20 protein-coding genes are annotated in these 20,170 nt (G+C 68.8%); 13 read left to right on the forward strand and 7 right to left on the reverse strand.

The window, feature by feature from the left end; translation table 11 throughout:
* Positions 1 to 82: 82 nt before the first annotated feature.
* Positions 83 to 2,707, forward strand: a complete 2,625-nt coding sequence (locus tag AC0KWY_RS16495) for a response regulator (protein ID WP_474026562.1) — start codon at positions 83 to 85, stop codon at positions 2,705 to 2,707.
* Here AC0KWY_RS16495 and AC0KWY_RS16500 read toward each other — a convergent pair.
* Together AC0KWY_RS16500 and AC0KWY_RS16505 are read right to left on the reverse strand one after the other, a co-directional pair.
* Entirely contained in the window at positions 2,704 to 3,306 is a 603-nt protein-coding gene (locus tag AC0KWY_RS16500; RefSeq protein WP_474026563.1) for a methyltransferase domain-containing protein, read from the reverse strand. The genes AC0KWY_RS16495 and AC0KWY_RS16500 overlap by 4 nt on opposite strands.
* Positions 3,303 to 3,791: a thioredoxin family protein gene (locus AC0KWY_RS16505; protein ID WP_474026564.1), complete on the reverse strand. Its 489-nt coding sequence runs from the start codon at positions 3,789 to 3,791 to the stop codon at positions 3,303 to 3,305. Before AC0KWY_RS16505 ends, AC0KWY_RS16500 begins: the two co-directional genes overlap by 4 nt.
* Between AC0KWY_RS16505 and hemC the strand changes: the two genes are divergently transcribed.
* Genes hemC through AC0KWY_RS16525 form a run of 4 tightly spaced genes read left to right on the forward strand, consistent with a single transcriptional unit; the run spans position 3,790 to position 7,719 of the window.
* On the forward strand, positions 3,790 to 4,722 hold the full coding sequence (hemC, locus tag AC0KWY_RS16510; RefSeq protein WP_474026566.1) for a hydroxymethylbilane synthase: 933 nt from the start codon (positions 3,790 to 3,792) through the stop codon (positions 4,720 to 4,722). The genes AC0KWY_RS16505 and hemC overlap by 2 nt on opposite strands.
* Before the next feature lie 5 nt (positions 4,723 to 4,727).
* A complete protein-coding gene (locus AC0KWY_RS16515; RefSeq protein WP_474026567.1) occupies positions 4,728 to 5,507 on the forward strand; it encodes a uroporphyrinogen-III synthase in 780 nt (259 codons plus the stop codon).
* On the forward strand, positions 5,504 to 6,535 hold the full coding sequence (locus AC0KWY_RS16520; protein WP_474026568.1) for a uroporphyrinogen-III C-methyltransferase: 1,032 nt from the start codon (positions 5,504 to 5,506) through the stop codon (positions 6,533 to 6,535). Before AC0KWY_RS16515 ends, AC0KWY_RS16520 begins: the two co-directional genes overlap by 4 nt.
* Entirely contained in the window at positions 6,532 to 7,719 is a 1,188-nt protein-coding gene (locus tag AC0KWY_RS16525; RefSeq protein ID WP_474026569.1) for a heme biosynthesis HemY N-terminal domain-containing protein, read from the forward strand. The genes AC0KWY_RS16520 and AC0KWY_RS16525 overlap by 4 nt, the downstream gene beginning before the upstream one ends.
* Before the next feature lie 16 nt (positions 7,720 to 7,735).
* Here AC0KWY_RS16525 and hemF read toward each other — a convergent pair whose 3' ends face one another.
* The 3 genes from hemF to AC0KWY_RS16540 form a co-directional block, all read right to left on the reverse strand.
* The gene (hemF, locus tag AC0KWY_RS16530) at positions 7,736 to 8,632 is read right to left on the reverse strand and encodes an oxygen-dependent coproporphyrinogen oxidase (protein WP_474026570.1); all 897 of its coding nucleotides are present in this window, start codon (positions 8,630 to 8,632) and stop codon (positions 7,736 to 7,738) included.
* Positions 8,633 to 8,696: 64 nt separating this feature from the next.
* On the reverse strand, positions 8,697 to 9,953 hold the full coding sequence (locus tag AC0KWY_RS16535) for an anion transporter (RefSeq protein WP_474026571.1): 1,257 nt from the start codon (positions 9,951 to 9,953) through the stop codon (positions 8,697 to 8,699).
* Positions 9,950 to 11,182 (reverse strand): exo-beta-N-acetylmuramidase NamZ family protein, encoded by a 1,233-nt coding sequence (locus AC0KWY_RS16540; protein WP_474026572.1) that lies wholly within the window; start codon positions 11,180 to 11,182, stop codon positions 9,950 to 9,952. The genes AC0KWY_RS16535 and AC0KWY_RS16540 overlap by 4 nt, the downstream gene beginning before the upstream one ends.
* A gap of 75 nt (positions 11,183 to 11,257) precedes the next feature.
* Between AC0KWY_RS16540 and AC0KWY_RS16545 the strand changes: the two genes are divergently transcribed.
* The 6 genes from AC0KWY_RS16545 (at position 11,258) to AC0KWY_RS16570 (ending at position 15,663) form a co-directional block, all read left to right on the forward strand.
* Positions 11,258 to 11,425, forward strand: a complete 168-nt coding sequence (locus AC0KWY_RS16545) for a hypothetical protein (protein WP_474026573.1) — start codon at positions 11,258 to 11,260, stop codon at positions 11,423 to 11,425.
* A gap of 413 nt (positions 11,426 to 11,838) precedes the next feature.
* Positions 11,839 to 13,203, forward strand: a complete 1,365-nt coding sequence (locus tag AC0KWY_RS16550; RefSeq protein ID WP_474026574.1) for a TrpB-like pyridoxal phosphate-dependent enzyme — start codon at positions 11,839 to 11,841, stop codon at positions 13,201 to 13,203.
* A 4-nt stretch (positions 13,204 to 13,207) separates the two neighbouring features.
* Positions 13,208 to 14,038, forward strand: coding sequence for an SPOR domain-containing protein (locus AC0KWY_RS16555; RefSeq protein WP_474026575.1), 831 nt, complete (start codon positions 13,208 to 13,210; stop codon positions 14,036 to 14,038).
* Complete coding sequence (gene coaE / locus AC0KWY_RS16560; RefSeq protein ID WP_474029746.1) at positions 14,029 to 14,643, forward strand: dephospho-CoA kinase; 615 nt, start codon at positions 14,029 to 14,031, stop codon at positions 14,641 to 14,643. The genes AC0KWY_RS16555 and coaE overlap by 10 nt, the downstream gene beginning before the upstream one ends.
* Before the next feature lie 73 nt (positions 14,644 to 14,716).
* Positions 14,717 to 15,475, forward strand: a complete 759-nt coding sequence (zapD, locus tag AC0KWY_RS16565; RefSeq protein ID WP_474026576.1) for a cell division protein ZapD — start codon at positions 14,717 to 14,719, stop codon at positions 15,473 to 15,475.
* Complete coding sequence (locus AC0KWY_RS16570) at positions 15,472 to 15,663, forward strand: DNA gyrase inhibitor YacG (protein ID WP_474026577.1); 192 nt, start codon at positions 15,472 to 15,474, stop codon at positions 15,661 to 15,663. Before zapD ends, AC0KWY_RS16570 begins: the two co-directional genes overlap by 4 nt.
* A gap of 27 nt (positions 15,664 to 15,690) precedes the next feature.
* Here the strand turns inward: AC0KWY_RS16570 and AC0KWY_RS16575 are convergent, their stop codons facing one another.
* Both AC0KWY_RS16575 and AC0KWY_RS16580 read right to left on the reverse strand, forming a co-directional pair.
* Positions 15,691 to 16,647, reverse strand: a complete 957-nt coding sequence (locus AC0KWY_RS16575; protein WP_474026578.1) for a Nudix family hydrolase — start codon at positions 16,645 to 16,647, stop codon at positions 15,691 to 15,693.
* Positions 16,644 to 17,525 (reverse strand): ATP-binding protein, encoded by an 882-nt coding sequence (locus tag AC0KWY_RS16580; RefSeq protein WP_474026579.1) that lies wholly within the window; start codon positions 17,523 to 17,525, stop codon positions 16,644 to 16,646. Before AC0KWY_RS16580 ends, AC0KWY_RS16575 begins: the two co-directional genes overlap by 4 nt.
* Before the next feature lie 45 nt (positions 17,526 to 17,570).
* Between AC0KWY_RS16580 and mltA the strand changes: the two genes are divergently transcribed.
* Together mltA and AC0KWY_RS16590 are read left to right on the forward strand one after the other, a co-directional pair.
* Positions 17,571 to 18,785 (forward strand): murein transglycosylase A, encoded by a 1,215-nt coding sequence (gene mltA / locus AC0KWY_RS16585; protein WP_474026580.1) that lies wholly within the window; start codon positions 17,571 to 17,573, stop codon positions 18,783 to 18,785.
* A 153-nt stretch (positions 18,786 to 18,938) separates the two neighbouring features.
* Positions 18,939 to 20,141, forward strand: a complete 1,203-nt coding sequence (locus tag AC0KWY_RS16590; RefSeq protein ID WP_474026581.1) for an ammonium transporter — start codon at positions 18,939 to 18,941, stop codon at positions 20,139 to 20,141.
* Positions 20,142 to 20,170: the final 29 nt, after the last annotated feature.

A 20,170-nucleotide genomic window follows, 5' to 3' on the forward strand; every position in this document is an offset into this window, starting at 1 on the left:
GGCGGGATTTCCCGGCTTGCTTCGACGGGGTTTGCGCGCATAATTGCCAAAATTGCAATCATTGGCAGGAGGCGCGACCGGGATGAAGGAAGAGCGGCGACACATCGTTGCCCTGGTGCTGCTGCCGACGCTGCTGTCGCTGGTCCTGCTCCTCTTCTTCCTGCGCGCTTCGCTGCTCGACTGGGCGGTGGCGCGCTGGGCCGAGGACAACCGTGCCTTCGTCGCCGCGCTGGCGGCGCGGCTCGACGCCGAGATCGACCGGCCGCTGCAACTGCTGCGCCTCGCCGCGCAGACGCGCGCCTTCCGCGACCTGCCGGCGCTGGCGCAGATCGATCGCGGCATCAACGGCATTCCCGAAAGCGCCGACCCGGAAAAACGCGAGATTCTCGAAAGCCTGCGCCGCCAGGGCAATTTCTCCGTCCTTTTCGTACTGACGCCGGAAGGCGACCACTACATCTCGCATCCCTTCAGCGTGCAGCGCGCGCTGCGCAAGTACAACCTGGCCGATCGCCGTTATTTCCGTGACGCGGCGCATCGCGGCGAGGCCGTCGTCTCCGGCGGTTTCCTCGGCGCCGACGGGGTGCCGGCGGTGGCCATCGACGTCCCGGTGCGCGACGCCTCGGGGCGCATCGCGCTGCATCTGGGCGGCGTCCTACACCTCAGCCGTCTCGCCGACCTGCTGGTTGCCGAGCGCATCGCGCCCTTCGAGCACGCCGCGCTGTTCGATGCCGCTGGCGGCAAGGTCGCCGATTCCGGTGCCGGGGCCAGCGCGGGCCAGGCGCCGGATCGCTCGCTGGCAGGCAAGGACGGCTTCGAGCGCATCACCGATGCCGGCGGCGAACCCTGGCTGCGTTTCGTCGTGCCGCTCGCCCACGGCTGGCACCTCAGCCTGGCGCGTAGCGAACGGGCGCTGAGCGCGGCGATCGCACCGCAGGTGCAGCGCGTCATCCAGTCGGTGGCGCTGATGGTGCTGGTCCCCTGCCTGATCGGCATGCTCCTCGCGTTCCGTTTCAGCCGCCGCTGGCGGCGCGCCGATCTGGCGTTGCGCGACGCCAACGCCGACCTCGAACGGCGCGTCGCCGAGCGGACCGAGGCCTTGCAGGTGTCGGAAGAGCGTTACCGCAGCCTTTTCGAGTCGACCGCCGAGAGCGTGCTGATCCTCGACGGTCACGCCATCGTCGATTGCAATCCCGGCGCGCTGGTCCTGTTCGGCGCCGCCGATCGCGAGGCCCTGCGCGGCCGCTCGCCGGTCGATCTGTCGCCGCCCCTGCAGCCGGGCGGCGAGCCGTCGCGCGAACTGGCCGGGCGGCTGATCGAGGCGGCGCTGCAGGGCAGCTTCCCGCGTTTCGAGTGGACCCACCGCCGGCTCGACAATGGCCGTCCCTTCGCCGCCGAAATCATGCTCGGGCGCATTCATTCCGGCGGGCGGACGCTGCTCCAGTGCAGCCTGCGCGACATTTCCGAGCGGCGGCGGATCGAGGCCGAACTGGCGGCCTACCGCGAGCATCTCGAGGAGCTGGTCGAGCTGCGCACCGGCGAACTGGCGCAGGCCAAGCAGGCGGCGGAGAGCGCCAGCATCGCCAAGAGCGCCTTCCTGGCCAACATGAGCCACGAAATCCGGACGCCGATGAACGCCATCCTCGGCATGGCGCGGCTGGTGCGCAGGGGCGGGCTGAGCGACGGGCAGGCGGCGCAGATGGACAAGCTGGAAATCGCCAGCGGCCACCTGCTCGAAATCATCAACGCCGTGCTCGACCTGTCGAAGATCGAGGCCGGCCATTTCGTCCTCGAGTCGCTGCCGGTGCAGCCGGCGGCCATCGTCGCCAACGTCCTGTCGATGATCCATGAGCGCGCCCAGGCCAAGGGCCTGACGCTGCGCAGCGAGGTGGCGCCGATCATGGCCCCGTTGCGTGGCGATCCGACCCGCTTGCAGCAGGCGCTGCTCAACTACGTGACCAACGCGCTCAAGTTCACCGAGCGCGGCGGCATCGTCGTCCGTGTCGTCGTCGAAGGCGAGGACGAAGCGGCACTGACGCTGCGTTTCGAAGTCGAGGACAGCGGCATCGGCATCCCCGAAGCGGCGTTGCCGCGGCTGTTCACCGCCTTCGAGCAGGCCGATGCGTCGACCACCCGGCATTACGGCGGCACCGGGCTGGGGCTGGCGATCACCCGCCGGTTGGCCCGGCTGATGGGCGGCGACGCCGGCGTCAGCAGCCAGCCGGGGCAGGGCAGCACCTTCTGGTTCGCGGTGCGCCTGGCGCGCGACACCAATGCGCCACAGCCGGTGCCTGCCCTGGCCGACGCCGAAAACCGCCTGCGCCGCGAGTGCGCCGGGCGGCGCCTGCTGCTGGTCGAGGATGAGCCGATCAACCGCGAGATCGCCGTCCTCCAGCTGGAGGACTTCGGCCTGCGCGTCGATGCCGCCGAGGATGGCGAGCAGGCGGTGGCCATGGCGGAAACGGGGGCTTACGACCTGATCCTGATGGACATGCAGATGCCGCGCATGGACGGCCTGCAGGCGACGCAGGCGATCCGCCGCCAGCCCGCTTACGCGACGACGCCGATCATCGCGATGACCGCCAATGCCTTCGCCGAGGACCGGGTACGCTGTCTGGCCGCCGGCATGGACGATTTCCTGGCCAAGCCGGTGGTGCCGGAACGGCTGGCCGAAATGCTGCTGCGCCACCTGTCCGGTGGCGCGCCTTAACGCCGGCGCCAGACCTGCCAGCGTTCGCGGCCGGCGAAGACCGGGATCGAGTCGACGGCTTCCCTGTCCTCGATGCACTCGAACGCCGGTTCGAGCAGCGCCACGAGCTGTTCGTGCCGGATGCCGAAGGGCGGTCCCTTGAGCTGGTCGCAGACGAAGAAATAGCCGGCGAGCAGGGCGTCCGGCGGCAGCAGCGCGGCGACCTGGCGGCCCCAGTCGTCCCACAGCTTGCGCGGCAGCGCACAGAGGAAGGCGCGCTCGTAGATCAACTCGAGCGGCCGCGGCGGCTGGTAGGCGAAGAAGTCGCCGCAGACCAGATCGACCGCCGCCGTGCCGAGCACGGCACGCGCCTTGTCCACCGCCACCGGCGAGAAGTCGAGCGCCGTCACCGGCCAGCCGGCGCCGGCAAGGAAAGCCGCTTCCCAGCCGCTGCCGCAACCCGGAACCAGGGTTTCGAGCGGCGCCCGGGCGGCGACGAAGGCGGCGAAGTCGGCGGGAACGCCGCCGGCATCCCAGGGAATGGCACCGGCGCCGAAGCGGCTGCACCAGAAATCCGGGTGTTCCGGGCGTTGCGTGGTCGGTTTGACGATATCGTTCATGGTTTCTTCAGGGCGAGCGCCGACTGTTCGACGGCGTCCTCGAGGTAACTCTGGTAGAAATCCGGCAGCCGGGCGCCGACGATCGGCGGGTGCAACTGGCGGCCGCCCGGTCCGTAGAAGGCGACCACCGGCACCAGCTTGACCTTCTCGGCGGCGGCGAAGGCGGCGTGCGTCGTCGGCCGGCCGGCGAAATCGCGCAGCGCGGCGTCGCTGTCCTGGCGGACTTCGCGGATGACGACCCGCTTGCCGTAACGCGGGTCGGCGGCCAGCGGCTGCAGGTAATCGCGTTTCACCGCCTGGCAGAAGCGGCAGTCGGCACGGCTGAAGATGACGATCAGCGGGCCGCCGGCGCGGGCCGCGGCAGCGGCTTCGGCATCCAGCGCGGCGGCGGCCGGCAGCGCCTCGGCGGCCGGAGAGGCCAGGGGGAGGCATGCTAGAATCAGGGCCCCGATCAGCCTGACCCCGTCATTCCAGGATTGCCTCATGTCCGCTCCTCAGAAAATCGTCATCGCCTCCCGTGAATCCCGCCTCGCCATGTGGCAGGCTGTCCATGTCCAAGGGCGTCTGGCGAGTTTAAATCCGGCCTCGGAAGTTGTCATTCTCGGCATGACCACGCGCGGCGACCAGATCCTCGACCGTCCGCTCGCCGAAATCGGCGGCAAGGGTCTCTTCATCAAGGAACTGGAAGTGGCGATGCAGGCTGGCGAAGCGCACCTCGCCGTGCATTCGATGAAGGACGTGCCGATGACGATGCCGGAGGGCTTCGTGCTGGCCGCCATCTCGGCGCGTGAAAATCCGCGCGACGCCTTCGTCTCGAACAAGTACGCCGGCCTCGACGAACTGCCGGCCGGTGCCGTCGTCGGCACCTCCAGCCTGCGTCGCGAGGCGATCCTGCGTGCCCGCTACCCGCAACTGACGATCAAGAGCCTGCGCGGCAACCTCGACACCCGGCTGAAGAAGCTCGACGCCGGCGAATACGACGCCATCATCCTGGCCGCCGCCGGCCTCATCCGCCTCGGCCTGGAAAGCCGGATCCGGACGGTGCTCAGCGCCGAACAGTCGCTGCCGGCGCCCGGTCAGGGCGCGCTCGGCATCGAACTGCTGGCCGACGACGCCGCCATGGCCGCCGTCGTCGCCCCGCTGAACGACCCGGAAACCGCCCACTGCGTCAAGGCCGAACGCGCGCTGTCGCGGGCCCTCGGCGGTTCCTGCCAGGTGCCGCTGGGCGGCTACGCGATCATCGACAACGGCGAACTCTGGCTGCGCGGTTTTGTCGCCAGCGTCAACGGCCAGCAAATGGTCAGCGGCGAAGTGCGCGGCGCGCCGGCCGCCGACGAGGCGCTCGGTCGCCAGCTCGCCGAGATGCTGCGGGCGCAGGGGGCGGACGCCATCCTCGCCGGGCTGGCCTGTCACTGAAGACGATGGATTCCGGCGCGCTGGCCGGTCGCCGCATCGTCGTCACCCGGCCGCGCGATCAGGCGGCGCCGCTGGCCCGGCTGATCGCTGCCGCCGGCGGCGACGTCCTGCTGTTTCCGCTGCTGGAAATCGCCCCGGCCGAAGATCGCGGCCAGCTTGAGGCGCTCGCCCGACAACTCGCCGCCTACCGGCTGGCCGTCTTCGTCAGTCCCAATGCCGTTACCCACGCGCTGCCGACCCTGCTTGCCGCCGGCGACTGGCCGGCAACCCTGATTCCGGCCGCGGTCGGCCCGGGAACCGTGCGGGCCTTGGCCGATGCCGGCATCGGCGGCTGCATCGCGCCGCGCGAACGCTTCGACTCGGAAGGCCTGCTCGCCTTGCCCGAACTGGCGCCGGCTGCCATCGCCGGGTGCCGGGTCGCCATCCTGCGTGGTGACGGCGGCCGCGAACTGCTCGCCGACACCCTGCGCCAGCGCGGAGCGAGCGTCGATGCCGTCACCTGCTACCGACGCAGCGGCCCGGCCGGCGGCTTCGCCAGCCTGGTCAACGCCTGGCGCGGCGGTCGCCTCGACGCCATCGTCGTTTCCAGCAGCGAGGCGCTGCGCTACCTGGTCGACGGCCTGCCCCCCGAGGGCCGGGCCGCCTTGCAACGGACGCCGCTCTTCGTGCCGCACGCCCGGATCGCCGAAAGCGCCCGTGCTCTCGGCCTCGAACGCGTGGTATTGACCGAAGGCGCCGACAGCGGCCTGATCCGTGGATTACTTGCTTATAATTGGTGCGCATGAACGCAGAACAAACTTCTACTCCCGCCGCCGAGCCGGAAGCGCCCCGTGTGACGCCCCGGCGCCGCGGCGGTCAGGGGGCGCTGTGGCTGGTTCCGGCGCTGCTGCTCGGTGGTGTGCTGGCCTGGCACATTGTCGATAGCCGGCGCGACATCGACAGCCTGCGCACCGACGTCAATCGCCGTTTCGCCGATCTCGACGGCCCCGCGCACAAGGAAATGCTGACCGCCCTGGGCGAGCGCATCGCCGCCCTCGAGGCGCGCCAGGAAGTCAGCCGCGACCAGGAAGCGGCACTCCAGGCCCTGTTCCAGGATGTCGCCAGCGGCCGCGAGGCGGCCGACCTGCTCGAAATCGAACAAGAGGTGACGCTGGCCGCGCAGCAACTGCAACTGGCCGGCAACGTGCCGGTCGCGCTGCTTGCCCTGCGTGCCGCCGACGCCCAGCTCGCCCGCCTCGACAAGGCCAGCCTGCTGCCGCTGCGCAAGGCGCTGGCCGCCGACATCGCCCGTCTCGACGGCCTGCCGCGCGTCGATCTCGCCGGCACCAGCCTGCGTCTCGAGGAAGTGCTGCGCGGCATCGACAAGTTCCCCTTCGCGGCGCACGCCCGGCCGCATGAGGCAGCGCCGGTCGCGGCAGCGGCCGAAACGCCGCCGGCTTTGCCCTGGTGGCGTCTGGCGCTGGCCGATGCCTGGCAGGAAATCCGCAACCTGATCCGCATCCAGCGTTTCGATCGCGACGAAGCGCCGCTGCTGGCGCCCGAGCAGGGCTTCTTCCTGCGCGAAAACCTCAAGCTGCGCCTGCTCAGCGCCCGTCTCGCGCTATTCGCCCGCGACGAGGCGAGTTTCCGCAACGAGCTGAAGGAAGCGCAAGCCTGGCTGGCTCGTTATTTCGCCGGCGACGACCGGGCGGTGGCGGCGGCCCTGGCGCAGTTGAAGGAACTCGCCGCCGCCGACATCGTCCTCGAACTGCCCGACCTGCGGGCCAGCCAGCAGGCGCTGGAGGCGCTGCGCGACGGCGGGGAAAAACAGTGAAGGGCTTGTTCTGGCTGCTCCTGCTGTTCGCCCTGGCGGTGATCGTCGCGCTCGCCGCCAGCCTCAACGCTGGCTACGTGCTGCTCGTCGTGCCGCCCTGGCGGGTCGAGGTGTCGCTCAATTTCTTCGTGCTGGCGCTGCTGCTCGGTTTCGTCGTCGTCTACGCCGGCCTGCGCGCCGTCTCGCTGACCCTGGGCATGCCGGCGCAGGTCAGTGCCTACCGTCGGCGCCAGTTGCGCGAGAAATCCGGGCAGATGTTCCAGGATGCCGTGCGCCACCTCTTCGAAGGTCGTTTCGGCCAGGCCCTGAAGCGCGCCGGCGAGGCCTACGATGCCGGCCGAGCGCCGGCGCTGGCGGCGCTGATCGCCGCCCGTGCTGCGCAACGCCTGGGCGAGCCGGGGCGTCAGCAGGAATGGCTGGAGAAGGCCAAGCAGCAGGACGCGCGCAACGAAGCGGCGACGCTGATGCTGGAAGCCGAGATGTACAACGAGGAACGCCGCTTCGCCGAAGCGCTGGCCGCGCTGCAGCGTCTGCAGGGCAAGCAGGGCCGGCACATCGCCGCGCTGCGCCTGGAACTGCGGGCGCGCCAGGGGCTCGGTGACTGGGACGGCGTGCTCAAGCTGCTGCGCCAGTTGGCCAAGCGCGACGCCGTTTCGGTGGAGCTGGTCGACACCCTGTCGAGCAAGGCGCACCTGGCCAATCTCGCCCGTTGCGGTGCCGACCGCGAGGCCCTGGTTGCCTACCTGCGCAAGCTGCCTGGGTCCGAACGCCGGGGCGAAGTCGTTCTTGCCGCGGCACGCGCCCTGGCGGCGGCGGGGGCCGACGGCGACGCGCAGAAGCTGATCGAGGAAGAGCTGGACGGCAGCGACGACGAGGCCTGGCAGAGCGAACTGCCGGCGATCTACGGCAGCCTGGCCGGCGGCGACCAGCTGTCGCGCATCGCCCGCGCTGAAGCCTGGCTGCGGCAGCGGCCAATGCACGCCGCGCTGCTCCTGGCGCTGGGCCGGATGTGTGCGCGCCAGCGGCTGTGGGGCAAGGCACAGAGCTATCTGGAAGCGTCGCTGGCGGTCGAGGACACGCAGGCCGGCCACCTCGAACTGGCCCGTCTCGACGACCAGCTCGAACGCGTCGAAGACGCCAACCGCCACTACCGCGCGGCGGTTGCCCCGAACACGCTGAAGTGAGCCGGCCGCTGCCGGCTCAAACCCAGTCCTGCGGCTTGAGGAAGACCTCGTAGAGTTCCGCTTCCGGGGTGCCCGGCGCCGGCTGCCAGTCGTAGCGCCATTTGACGACCGGCGGCAGCGACATCAGGATCGCCTCGGTACGGCCGCCCGACTGCAGGCCGAACAAGGTGCCACGGTCCCAGACCAGGTTGAACTCAACGTAGCGGCCGCGCCGGTAGGCCTGGAAATCACGTTCGCGCTCGCCGTAGGGCGTGGCGCGGCGCTTCGCCAGCACCGGCAGGTAGGCGCTGGTGAATGCCTTGCCGAGCGCCTGGGTCAGCGCGAAGCAGCGCTCGAAACCGCCCTCGTTGAGGTCGTCGAAGAAGACGCCGCCGACGCCGCGCGGTTCGTTGCGGTGCTTGAGGAAGAAATACTCGTCGCACCACTGCTTGTACTTCGCGTAGACGTCGTCGCCGAAGGGCGCCAGCGCGTCGCGGCAGGTGCGGTGGAAATGCGCGACGTCCTCGCGCTGCCCGTAATAGGGCGTCATGTCCATGCCGCCGCCGAACCACCAGACATCGTCCTCGCCTTCCTTGCTGGCGACGAAGCAACGCACGTTCATGTGCGCCGTCGGGCAGTAGGGGTTGCGCGGGTGCAGCACCAGCGAGACGCCCATCGCCTCCCAGGCGCGGCCGGCCAGTTGCGGGCGGACGGCGGTGGCGGAAGCGGGCAGCGCGTGGCCGGTGACGTGCGAGAAATTGACCCCGCCGCGCTCGAAGAAGTCGCCTTCCTCGATCAGCCGGGAAATCCCGCCGCCGCCTTCGGGGCGCTGCCAGGTATCGGTCAGGAAGGGTTTGCCGTCGAAGGCTTCGAGTTCGGCGACGATGCTCGACTGCAGCGAGGTGAAGAATTCTTTGAGTTGCGGGCTGGGCATGGGTTTCTGGAGATGTTCGGGAAACGACTTGGGGTGCGGAATCGCCATTCGGTTCCCGGAAGTTTTACAGCTTCAGCCAGCCCCAGGCGATCGCCAGGGTCAGCGCCGTTACCGGCAGGCCGATGCGCAGGTGCTGGCGCCAGTCGATGGCGATGCCCTGCTTGCGGGCGAGGTCGACGACGATCAGGTTGGCGATCGAGCCGACCAGCAGCAGGTTGCCGGCCAGTGTGCTGACCAGCGCCAGGGTGAGGCCGGCGTCCGGGCTTTTCAGGTGCGGCAGCAGCAGCATCACCGCCGGCACGTTCGACACCAGATTGGAAAGGCCGACGCCGACCGCGAACAGCGGGCCGGCGTCGCCCAGGTGGATGCCGTGGCCGGCCAGCCAGGCGACGGCGATGGCGGCCAGACCGGTGCTGTCGAAGGCGTGGTTGACGACGAACAGGCCGACGAACAGCACCAGCAGTTCCCAGTCCACGTAACCCATGACGTGCGAGGAATGGAAGCGCCGCGACAGCAGCAGCACGCCGGCGCCGACCAGGGCGGCGACTTCGCGCGGCCAGTCGGTGAACAGGAAGACGACCAGCAGCACGGCGGCGACGGCGAGACCCTTGGCGGTCTGCAGGCGGTCGAACTCGGGCAGCGCCTCGTCCACCGGGGCGCTTGGCGGGGGCAGGGTGGCGCGGCGCGGTGCGAAGACCAGCCAGGCCCACAGCGCGAGCAGGCCGAGAGCAACCGGCGGCAGCGCCCGTCGCAGGTAATCGGCGAAATGCAGTTGCAGCACCGAGCCGATCAGCATGTTCTGCGGGTTGCCGATCAGGGTCGCCGCCGAGCCGATGTTGGCGGCGCAGGCGAGGCCGACCAGGAAGGGCACCGGGTCGAGCCGGCGCTCGATGCACAGGCGGGCGACCACCGGCGTCATCGCCAGGCAGACGATGTCGTTGGAGAACACCGCCGACAGCGCGCCGGCGACGAAGATCAGGGCGCCGAGCAGCCACGGTTCGGCGAGCGGCAGCGCGGCGACGCGGCGGGTGACTTCGGTGTAGAAGCCGCCCAGTCGCATCTGCGCCGAAACGACCATGAAGGCGAAGAGCAGCAGAATGGTCGGCAGATGCACGGCGCGTGCCGCTTCCTCGGTCGTCATCGCGCCGATGCCGACGACGGCGATGCCGCCGAGCAGCGCGACGCCGCTGCGGTCGAGCTTGAGCTTGGGCAGGCCGCCGAGGAACATGCCGAGGTAGACGACGGCGAAGACGGCGACGATCGTCGTCTGCAGCGGGTGGGTCTCGATGGCGATCAGTGGCGCGGCGAGTTCGGGACTCATCGGTAGAGCAGGAAAGGCTCGCGTCTGGCGATCCAAATGCTTTCGTCGGCGAGCACGGCGCGCTCGAGGTCGGCCGGGGTGGCGGCCGGGTCGTCCACCCATTTGCGCAGCAGCGGCGAGCCGTTGATCAGGTCGATGGCGAGGCGATCGAATTCGTATTCGTAGCCGAAGTCGCGCCAGATCGGGTAGTCCGGGTAAAGGCGGCGGATTGCCTTGAAGGTCAGCGCCTGCAGCCGCCAGGGCGTGAACGCGGCGTGCTCGTAGTAGGGGCCGTCGCTGTGGACTTGCAGTGCCTGGCAGAGCTGGCCCTGGAACTTGTGGAAGGTCGGCTCGAACCAGCATTCGCGGATCTTGCAGCCGGCCAGCCAGTGCGGAGCCGAATTATCTGCCAGTTCGCGCATCTCCTTGAGCACCTTGCCGGCGTCGATGTCCGGCGCGCCGAACAGGAATTCCAGCGGCCGCGTCGTGCCGCGTCCTTCGCTCAAGGTCGTGCCTTCGAGCAGCACGGTGCCGGCGTAGGCGCGGGCCATGGAGAGGTTGGGCGCGTTCGGGCTGGGGTTGACCCAGCTCCGTTCGCCGAGCGGCCAGCCGTAACCGGGTGCCGCCTCGGGCTGCCAGCCGTGCATGGCGATCACGCGATAGTCGACGTCGAGTTTCAATTGGGCGATGAACCAGGCGCCGAGTTCGCCCATCGTCAGGCCGTGGCGCATCGGCATGGCGCCGGCGCCGACGAAGCTTTCCCAGCCCTCGCGCAGGGTGAAGCCTTCGACCGGCCGGCCGGCCGGGTTCGGGCGGTCGAGCACCCAGACGCTCTTGCCGTGCGCGGCGGCGGCTTCGAGCACGTAGCGCAGCGTGGTGATGAAAGTGTAGATGCGGCAGCCGAGATCCTGCAGGTCGACCAGCAGCACGTCGAAAGTGTTCAGCATCGCCGCCGTCGGCCGTCTTACCTCGCCGTACAGGCTGAAGATCGGGATGCCGTGCTGTGGATCGACGAAATCCGCCGATTCGACCATGTTGTCCTGCTTGTCGCCCTTGATCCCGTGTTGCGGGCCGAAAGCGGCGGTGAGCTTGAGGTCGGGCAGGGCGGCAAGGGCGTCGAGGCTGTGCGTCAGGTCGGCGGTGACCGAGGCCGGGTGGGCGAGCAGGGCGAGGCGGCGGCCGGCGAGCGGGCGGCGCAGCTCGCGGTCGGCGAGCAGGCGGTCGATGCCGAACAGGAGTTTTTGCGTCATGGCAGGGGCAGCGCGAAGCTGGCGGCAAGGTGGAAATCGGGCTGGGCGGCGGCGTGGACCAGTGCCCAGTAGCTCTTGTCGCCGGCCGCTGTGGCGGCGACGACGGTGAGGCCGAGGCGGGCGCCAGCGGCCGGCAGCAGCGCGGCGGGAACGGTGGCGGCCAGGTACAGCGTGTCGCCGTCGCTGCGGCAGGCGATGCGCGGCGCCGCCGACGGCTGCCAGGATGCGTTGCGCTGGCGGTAGTCGGCGAAGTCGTAGATCGCCCACTGGCCGGACGGCGCGAAGTTGAATTCGCGGTAGGCCGGGCCGTCGGCCGCGGCGACGAAGGCTTCGCAGCAGGTCCGTTGCCACAGTCCGTCGGCCGGGCCAGGCGCAGCCGGCGGCGGCAGCGCGAGGGCGCCGACGCCATGCAGCCGGTAGTCGAGCAGCAGTTCGCCGGCGTCACCGCGCCGGGTGGCGACGGCGATCGCCAGCCCGGTCGGCGGTGTGCCGGTGGCATGACAGGACAGGGGCTGGAAGTTGATGATCGGCTCGGGGTTGCGGGTGGAAAGCAGGCGCTACTTTACTCCGGATCAGACGGCCGCGCCCTTGGTCCGGGCGGGGTTTTGGAGTAATTTACCGGCTTTGCGGCGCAGGCCGCAGGGAGAGAGAAAAATATGACACCGTTGCGCATCAACCTCGAACAAGAAGAAATCCCCACCCACTGGTACAACGTCGTCGCCGACATGCCCAACCCGCCGGCGCCGCCGCTCGGGCCGGACGGCAACCCGGTGCCGCCGGAAGCGATGGGGGCGATCTTCCCCGACCCCATCCTCGAGCAGGAAATGAGCGCCGAGCGCTGGATCGCGATTCCCGAGGAAGTGCGCCAGATCTACGCCCAATGGCGGCCGGCGCCGCTGTGCCGGGCGCTGCGCCTGGAGCAGATGCTGGGCACGCCGGCCAAGATCTTCTTCAAGTACGAGGGCGTTTCGCCGGCCGGTTCGCACAAGCCGAACTCCGCCGTGCCGCAGGCCTACTACAACAAGCTGGCCGGCACGAAAAAGCTGACCACCGAGACCGGCGCCGGCCAGTGGGGCTCGTCGATCGCCTACGCCGGCCAGATGTTCGGCCTGCCGGTGCGCGTCTTCATGGTCAACGTCAGCTACCAGCAGAAGCCTTTCCGCCGCTCGATGATGCAGACCTGGGGCGCCGAAGTTTTCGCCAGCCCGACCAACCTGACCAACGCCGGCCGTGCCGCGCTGGCCGCCGACCCGGAATGCCAGGGCTCGCTCGGCCTGGCGATTTCGGAAGCGGTCGAGGAAGCCGCCGCCGATCCCAACACCTGCTACACCCTCGGCTCGGTGCTCAACCACGTGCTGCTGCACCAGACGGTGATCGGCCTTGAAGCCAAGAAGCAGTTCGCCAAGATCGGCCTCTACCCGGACGTGATCTTCGGGCCCTGCGGCGGCGGTTCCAGCTTCGGCGGCATCGCCTTTCCCTTCCTGGCGGACAAGGCAGCCGGCGATCCGCGCGCGAAGAACCTGCGCTGCGTCGCCGTCGAGCCGACCTCCTGCCCGACGCTGACCAAGGGCGCCTACACCTACGACTACGGCGACGCTTCGGGCTACACGCCGATCATGAAGATGTACACGCTCGGCCACGACTTCATGCCGCCCGGCATCCACGCCGGCGGCCTGCGCTACCACGGCGCCTCGCCGCTGCTGTCGCAGCTCTTCCATGAAAAGCTGCTGGAAGCGGTGGCGGTGCCGCAGGTCGGTACCTTCGAGGCCGGCGTCCAGTTCGCCCGTGCCGAAGGCATCATCCCGGCACCGGAATCCTGTCACGGCATCCGCGCCGCGATCGACGAAGCCCTCCGCTGCAAGGCGACCGGCGAAGCCAAGACGATCCTCTTCTGCCTGACCGGTCATGGCCACTTCGACATGGCGTCGTACGACAAGTATTTCGCCGGCAAGCTGGAGGATTACGAGTATCCGGCCGAAGCCATCGTCGAATCGCTGAAGCACCTGCCCCAGGTCGGCTGAGATCGTGAAATTCATCGTCTTCCTGCTCGTTCTCGGCAACCTGCTGTTCTACGCCTTCAGCCAGGGGCTGATCGGTCCGGCCGACGTCGGTGAAAGCGTGCGCATCACGCAGCAGATCAAGCCGGAAAGCATCCGCATCGTCGCCCGCGGCGAGGCACCGCCGTTGCCGGCGCCAAAGCCGGCAGCAGCGGTCGAAGCCGAAGCGGCGCCACCGGAAGAACCGGCGGAAAAGCCGGCCCCGACGGCCAAGGAAGCCGCCAAGGCGGCCAAGGAAGCAGCGGCGAAAGAGGCCGCGGCCAAGAAGGAAGCGGCAGCCAAGGAAGCGGCAGCCAAGGAAGCAGCAGCCAAGGAAGCAGCCAAAGCCCAGGCATCGGCTGCCGTCTGCCTGAGCTGGGAGGGCTTGAGTCAGGTCGAAAGCGACCGGGTGCGGCGTGTCCTGGCCGGCGGCTTCGACGAGTTCACCTGGCGCGAGAGCAGCGCCGAAAGCCGCGGCTGGTGGGTGTCGATCCCGCCGCAGGCGACCCGGGCGGCGGCCGAGAAGAAGGCCGCCGAGCTGAAGGCGATCGGCATCACCGACTACTTCATCATCCAGGAAGGCGGTCAGCGTCACGCCATCTCGCTCGGCATCTTCAGCAGCGAAAAGGCTGCCAACGACCATCTGGCCTCCTTGCAGGACAAGGGTGTGCGTTCGGCGCGGGTCGCTCAGCGTCCGGACAAGGACGGCAGGGAAAGCAAGCCGCGCCTCGAAATCCGCGGCCCGGCAAGTCGTGCCGACGCCCTGCGCAGCGCACTCGCCGGCGCCTTGCCGAAGAACGCGCCGAAGCGCTGCCCGTGAGCGATTTCGTCGTCGGCCTGACGGGCGGCATCGGCAGTGGCAAGAGCACGGTTGCCGACGCCTTCGTCGAGCTCGGCGCGGCGCTGGTCGATACCGATGCCATCGCCCATGAGCTGACGGCGCCCGGCGGGGCCGCGATGCCGGCGCTGATCGCCGCCTTCGGGCCGGCGATCGCCGATCCGGCGGGCGCCCTCGACCGCGCCGCGATGCGCCGCCTGGCCTTTGCCGACCCCGGCGTGCGGCAGCGCCTGGAAGGCATCCTCCATCCCATGATCCGTAAGCTGTCCGCCGCCCGCTGCCGGGCGGCGGGCGCGCCCTACGTGATCCTCGCCGTGCCGCTGCTGGTCGAATCCGGCACCTACCGCGAGCGTTGCCGGCGCATCCTGGTCGTCGATTGCCCGGAAAGCCTGCAGATCGCCCGCGTCATGGCGCGCAACGGCATCAGCGAAACCGAGGTGCGCGCCATCCTTGCCGCCCAGGCCAGCCGAGAGGCACGGCTGGCAATTGCCGACGACGTCGTGGTCAATGACGGCGAGCGCACAATTCTTTACCGGGCAGTTGCCGAGCTCCATGCAAAATATCTCACTTTAGCCAGATCAAGTTAAAGCTGGCTGTTGAGATTTGCTCGCAAATGCCTCAGAATTCAGCAAATTTTTCCGATTTCCGGAACCTGGCCGAGTGATCACCTACGAATACCCGTTCAACGAGCGCATCCGTACGCTGTTGCGTCTCGAAGATCTTTTCGAGAAGACGGCGTATTTCGCTCGTGCCGACGGTCAGCACGAACATCACGTAGCCCTCGTCACGCTCTTCGAAATCCTCGAAGCCGCCGGTCGCGCCGACCTCAAGATGGACCTGATCCAGGAGCTCGAACGGCAGCGTCAGACCCTGCTCGCCTTTCGCAACAACCCGGACATTTCCGAAGAGGCGCTGTCCGGCGCGCTCTACGAGATCGAGCAGTCGTCGGCCTCGTTGCTGGCGATGAGCGGCAAGATCGGCCAGTACCTGCGCGACAACGACTGGCTGATGAGCATCAAGAGCCGGGCGGCGATTCCCGGCGGCGTCTGCGAATTCGATCTGCCGTCCTACCACTGGTGGCTGCACCGCACGCCGGAAGCCCGGCGCAACGCGCTGGAAGGCTGGAGCAAGCCGCTGTTCGCGCTGCGCGACGCGTCGGCGATCGTCCTCCGGCTGCTGCGCTCGAGCGGCCGGCCGAAGCGCCACGTCGCCAGCAACGGGCAGTTCCAGCTCAACCTCGGCGGTACCTCTGCACAGATGGTGCGTGTCGAACTGGCGGCGGAGGAAAGCGCGGTGCCCGAGGTCAGCGCCAACAAGTACTTCCTCAACATCCGCTTCACCAAGCCGCCGCTCAACGAGCTGAAGGCGCGCGGCTGCGAGCGCGACGTCGAATTCGCGCTGACCTTCTGCAACCTGTGAAGCCGCCCCGTCTCGTCCGCTGCCCGCAGTGCGGCAAGGAATCCCCGTGGTCGCCGGAAAACCGCTGGCGGCCCTTCTGCTCCGAACGCTGCAAGCAGATCGATCTCGGCGCCTGGGCCAGCGAGAGCTATGCCATTCCCGGCGCGCCGAACGACATTCCCCCCGATTTTCCCGAAGGCGATCGCTGAGCGCCAGCGTCGCCTGTCGTCGCCGTGCTACCAGCCGCGCATCAGCGCAATGCCGTGGGCGCCGTGCAGGCAGGCGCTGTCGCGCAGTGTCTCGCGCATGCCGCCCAGGGCGAACAGCGGCAGCGTGTTGCCGGCGCCGCGGCGGGCGAATTCCGGCCAGCCCAGTCCCGGGTGTTCGGGGTGGGTCGGCGTCGCCATGACCGGGCCGAGCAGCGCGTAATCGAGTTCCAGCTCGCCGGCGCGGGCGATTTCCGCCGCCGTGTGGCAGGATGCGCCGACCCACGCGAAATCCGGACGTTGCCCGCAGGCGGCGAGCGCCGCCGCGGAAAGGTGCACGCCGTCGGCGCCGCAGGCGGCAGCCAGCGCCGCGTCGTCGTTGATCACCACCGGCGCGCCGTAGCGGTGCGCCAGTTCGACCACGGCGCCGGCAAAGGCGGCGCGCTCCGTTGCCGACAGCGTCTTGTCGCGCACCTGGACGAGCGGCGGCAGGACGTCGCCGGAACTCTGCAGGCGGCGTTCCAGGCGAGCCAGCCAGGCCGCCGGTGTCGTTTCGTCGAGCGACGAGATGAGCATCGTCTCCGGTAGCGCCAGGCCTTTCAGGATCGGCCCGTTGGCCGGCAGGATGGGGGCGACGCTGGCCGCCGCGCCGCGCTGCTGCCAGTCCACCGCGCTGTGTTCGAGCGGCGCGGTGATGCCGATTTCGCCCTGCCAGGCAGTGACCCGCCAGAAATTGAGGCGCACCGTGGCGTGCGGATAGACATGCCGGCGGGTCAGCCAGGGCTGGCAGGCGGTGACGGTGATCCCCAGCTCCTCCTGCAGTTCGCGCACCAGCGCGTCGCGCACGCTTTCGCCGGGTTCGACCTTGCCGCCGGGAAACTCCCAGTAACCGGCGTAAACCTTGCCCTCCGGGCGCTGGGCGAGCAGGAACTCGCTGCCGCCGGCGCGCAGCATCACCGCCGCGGCGACTTCGACGATGCCGCTCACGCGCCGCTCTCCGGCTGGCGGCCGGCGAGGTCGCGGGCGAACTGCCAGGCCACCCGGCCCGAGCGCGAACCGCGCGACAGCGCCCAGTTCAGCGCCTCGCGCTCGCTGTCGGCGATCACCGCCGCGGCGACGCCGAACTGCCGCGCCCAGTGCGCGAAGACCGCCAGGTAATCGTCCTGCGAGAAGGGGTAGAAGGAAATCCACAGGCCGAAGCGCTCGGACAGCGAGACCTTTTCCTCGACCGCCTCGCCCGGGTGGATTTCGTCGCCGACACGCTGAACTTCGAGGTTTTCCGCCATGTATTCGGGCATCAGGTGGCGGCGGTTGGAGGTCGCGTAGATCAGCACGTTGGCCGGCGGCGCCGCGACCGAACCGTCGAGCACCGACTTCAGCGCCTTGTAGGCGGTTTCGCCGGCCTCGAACGAGAGGTCGTCGCAGAAGATGATGAATTTCTCGGGCCGCCCGTCGACCAGGTTGACGATGTCCGGCAGGTCGACCAGGTCGTGCTTGTCGACCTCGATCAGGCGCAGGCCGTCGCCTGAAAATTCGTTGAGCACCGCCTTCACCAACGAGGACTTGCCGCAGCCGCGGGCGCCGGTCAGCAGCACGTTGTTGGCGCCGTGGCCGGCGACGAACTGGCGGGTGTTGGCGACGATGCGCGCCTTCTGGTCGTCCACCGTCTCGATGTCGGCAAGGCGGATCGGGTGCGGATGGGCGACGCCCTGCAGCCAGCCGCGGCCGCCACTCTTGCGCCAGCGGAAAGCCACCGCGCCGGCCCAGTCGGGCTGCGCCGGGGGCGGCGGCAGGATGCCTTCGAGGCGGGACAGGACGTGTTCGGCGCGGTTCAGCAAACGTTCGAGTTGGGCGGGATCGATCATCGTCACAGGTATACTCGGGAAAAGTCGATCACTCTAACCAAAGCCATGTCAAAACTCCAAACCGCCATTCTCGCCGCCAGCCTGGCGCTGGCCGCCTGTGCCGTGCCGCCGCGCATCGTCTCGCCGGAAGGCGCGGCCAAGGCGCCCGACTGCCCGCCCTGTGCCGAGGCCGCCGCGGAAAAGCCGGCCGCCCCGGCGTTCAGCCGGGTGTTCACGCTGGCCGCCTGGAGCGACCTGCCGGGCTGGCAGGAAGATGACCTGAGCGCCGCCTGGCAACCCTTCCTGAAAAGCTGCCAGGCGCTGCGCAGCCGCGCCGGTGGCGCCCCCTGGCAGCAGGCCTGCGCCCACGCCGCCGAGGTCGACGCCCGTTCCGCCGAGGCGATCCGCCGCTACTTCGAGAACGTCATGCAGCCCTACGCGGTATCGACCGACGACCGCGCCGCCGTCGAAGGCATGATCACCGGCTACTACGAGCCGCTGCTGCAGGGCAGCCGCCAGCGCGACAAGCGCAACTTTTACCCGGTGCATGGCGTACCGGACAACCTGCTGACCGTCGAACTCGGCGACCTCTTCCCGGAACTCAAGGGCAAGCGCGTGCGCGGCCGGATCGAGGGCAACAAGGTCGTCCCCTACTGGTCGCGCGGCGAGATCGCCGCCCAGGGCAAGCGCCTGCCGGCCAGGACGCTGGCCTGGGTCGATGACGCGGTCGAACTCTTCTTCCTGCAGATCCAGGGCTCCGGGCGCATCCGCCTGCCCGACGGCAGCCTGCTGCGGGTCAATTACGCCGACCAGAACGGCCATCCCTACCGCTCGATTGGCCGCCTGCTCGTCGACCGCGGCGACCTCAAGCTGGAAGAAGCCTCGATGCAGGGCATCCAGGCCTGGGCGCGGGCCAACCCGGCGCGCCTCGACGAACTGCTCAACGCCAACCCCAGCTACGTCTTTTTCCGCGAAATGCCGGCCAGCGACGACGGCCCGCTCGGCGCACTGGGCGTGCCGCTTACCGCCGAACGCAGCATCGCCATCGACCCGCGTTCGATCCCGCTCGGCGCGCCGGTCTTCCTCGCCACCACCCGGCCCAATTCGGCGCAGCCGCTGAACCGCCTGATGCTCGCCCAGGACACCGGCGGTGCCATCCGCGGTGCGGTACGTGCCGACTTCTTCTGGGGCTTCGGCAAGGAAGCCGGCAACATCGCCGGACGCATGAAACAGCGCGGCCGCATGTGGGTGCTGCTGCCGCGCGGCTACCCGCTGGACTGAGGTAATGCACAATTGCGGGGCGCGATCGCCCCGCAATGCACGATAGAGGTGCGCTTTTCAACTTGGTGCAAAATTCAACGCCCTGATTTGAAAAGAAAATAATGCACTGGAATGGTGCTTGCTTTCCACGCCGGATTCGTTCTGGAGGTTTTCATGGATAGCTTTCAATCCGGCAGCAATGTTCTCTTCATCCTGCTCGGCGGCATCATGGTGCTCGCCATGCACGCAGGCTTCGCCTTTCTTGAGGTCGGCACCGTCCGCAAGAAGAACCAGGTCAACGCGCTGGTCAAGATCCTGACCGACTTCGCGATCTCGACCATCGCCTACTTCTTCGTCGGCTACGGCATCGCCTACGGCATCCACTTCTTCAGCGGCGTCGACACGCTGATGGAGAAGAACGGCTACGAGCTGACCAAGTTCTTCTTCCTGCTCACCTTCGCCGCCGCCATCCCCGCCATCATCTCCGGCGGCATCGCCGAGCGCGCCCGTTTCTACCCGCAACTGGCCGCCACCTTCCTGCTCGTCGGCTTCGTCTATCCCTTCTTCGAAGGCATCGCCTGGAACAAGATGTTCGGCCTCCAGGACTGGCTGACGACCACTTTTGGTGCGCCCTTCCACGACTTTGCCGGCTCCGTCGTGGTGCATGCCATGGGCGGCTGGATCGCGCTGCCCGCCGTGCTCCTCCTCGGCGCCCGCTACGGCCGCTACACCAAGGACGGCCGGATGTCGGCGCACCCGCCCTCGTCGATTCCCTTCCTCGCGCTCGGCGCCTGGATTCTCACCGTCGGCTGGTTCGGCTTCAACGTGATGAGCGCGCAGACCATCGAGAACATCTCCGGCCTGGTCGCCATCAACTCGCTGATGGCCATGGTCGGCGGCATCCTCGCCGCGCTGGTGCTCGGCAAGAACGACCCCGGCTTCGTCCATAACGGCCCGCTCGCCGGCCTGGTCGCCGTCTGCGCCGGCTCCGACCTGATGCACCCGATGGGCGCGCTGGTCGTCGGCCTGGTCGCCGGCGCCCTGTTCGTCGTCATGTTCACGCTGACCCAGAATCGCTGGAAGATCGACGACGTCCTCGGCGTCTGGCCGCTGCATGGCCTGTGCGGCGCCTGGGGCGGCATCGCCGCCGGCATCTTCGGCAGCAAGGCGCTGGGCGGCGCCGGTGGCGTCGCCTTCATGCCGCAACTGCTGATGACCCTGCTCGCCATCGCCATCGCCCTGGCCGGCGGCTTCGCCGTCTATGGCCTGCTGAAGAAAGTCTTCGGCCTGCGCCTCGACCAGGAAGAAGAATACGAAGGCGCCGACCTCAGCATCCACAAGATCACCGCAACGCCGGAACGCGAGGCGAGCTGGTAAGGTGGTTCAACTCTTGGAAAAGGAAAACG

The sequence above is a fragment of the Azonexus sp. MM2026_4 genome (assembly GCF_055901855.1).

Excerpts from the sequence above, each read along its gene's own strand:
- AC0KWY_RS16495 (WP_474026562.1), top strand. The coding sequence starts at position 83 with ATGAAGGAAGAGCGGCGACACATCGTTGCCCTGGTGCTGCTGCCGACG.
- AC0KWY_RS16500 (WP_474026563.1), bottom strand. The coding sequence starts at position 3,306 with ATGAACGATATCGTCAAACCGACCACGCAACGCCCGGAACACCCGGAT.
- hemC (WP_474026566.1), top strand. The coding sequence starts at position 3,790 with ATGTCCGCTCCTCAGAAAATCGTCATCGCCTCCCGTGAATCCCGCCTC.
- AC0KWY_RS16505 (WP_474026564.1), bottom strand. The coding sequence starts at position 3,791 with ATGAGGCAATCCTGGAATGACGGGGTCAGGCTGATCGGGGCCCTGATT.
- AC0KWY_RS16515 (WP_474026567.1), top strand. The coding sequence starts at position 4,728 with ATGGATTCCGGCGCGCTGGCCGGTCGCCGCATCGTCGTCACCCGGCCG.
- AC0KWY_RS16520 (WP_474026568.1), top strand. The coding sequence starts at position 5,504 with ATGAACGCAGAACAAACTTCTACTCCCGCCGCCGAGCCGGAAGCGCCC.
- hemF (WP_474026570.1), bottom strand. The coding sequence starts at position 8,632 with ATGCCCAGCCCGCAACTCAAAGAATTCTTCACCTCGCTGCAGTCGAGC.
- AC0KWY_RS16535 (WP_474026571.1), bottom strand. The coding sequence starts at position 9,953 with ATGAGTCCCGAACTCGCCGCGCCACTGATCGCCATCGAGACCCACCCG.
- AC0KWY_RS16540 (WP_474026572.1), bottom strand. The coding sequence starts at position 11,182 with ATGACGCAAAAACTCCTGTTCGGCATCGACCGCCTGCTCGCCGACCGC.
- AC0KWY_RS16550 (WP_474026574.1), top strand. The coding sequence starts at position 11,839 with ATGACACCGTTGCGCATCAACCTCGAACAAGAAGAAATCCCCACCCAC.
- AC0KWY_RS16580 (WP_474026579.1), bottom strand. The coding sequence starts at position 17,525 with ATGATCGATCCCGCCCAACTCGAACGTTTGCTGAACCGCGCCGAACAC.
- mltA (WP_474026580.1), top strand. The coding sequence starts at position 17,571 with ATGTCAAAACTCCAAACCGCCATTCTCGCCGCCAGCCTGGCGCTGGCC.
- AC0KWY_RS16590 (WP_474026581.1), top strand. The coding sequence starts at position 18,939 with ATGGATAGCTTTCAATCCGGCAGCAATGTTCTCTTCATCCTGCTCGGC.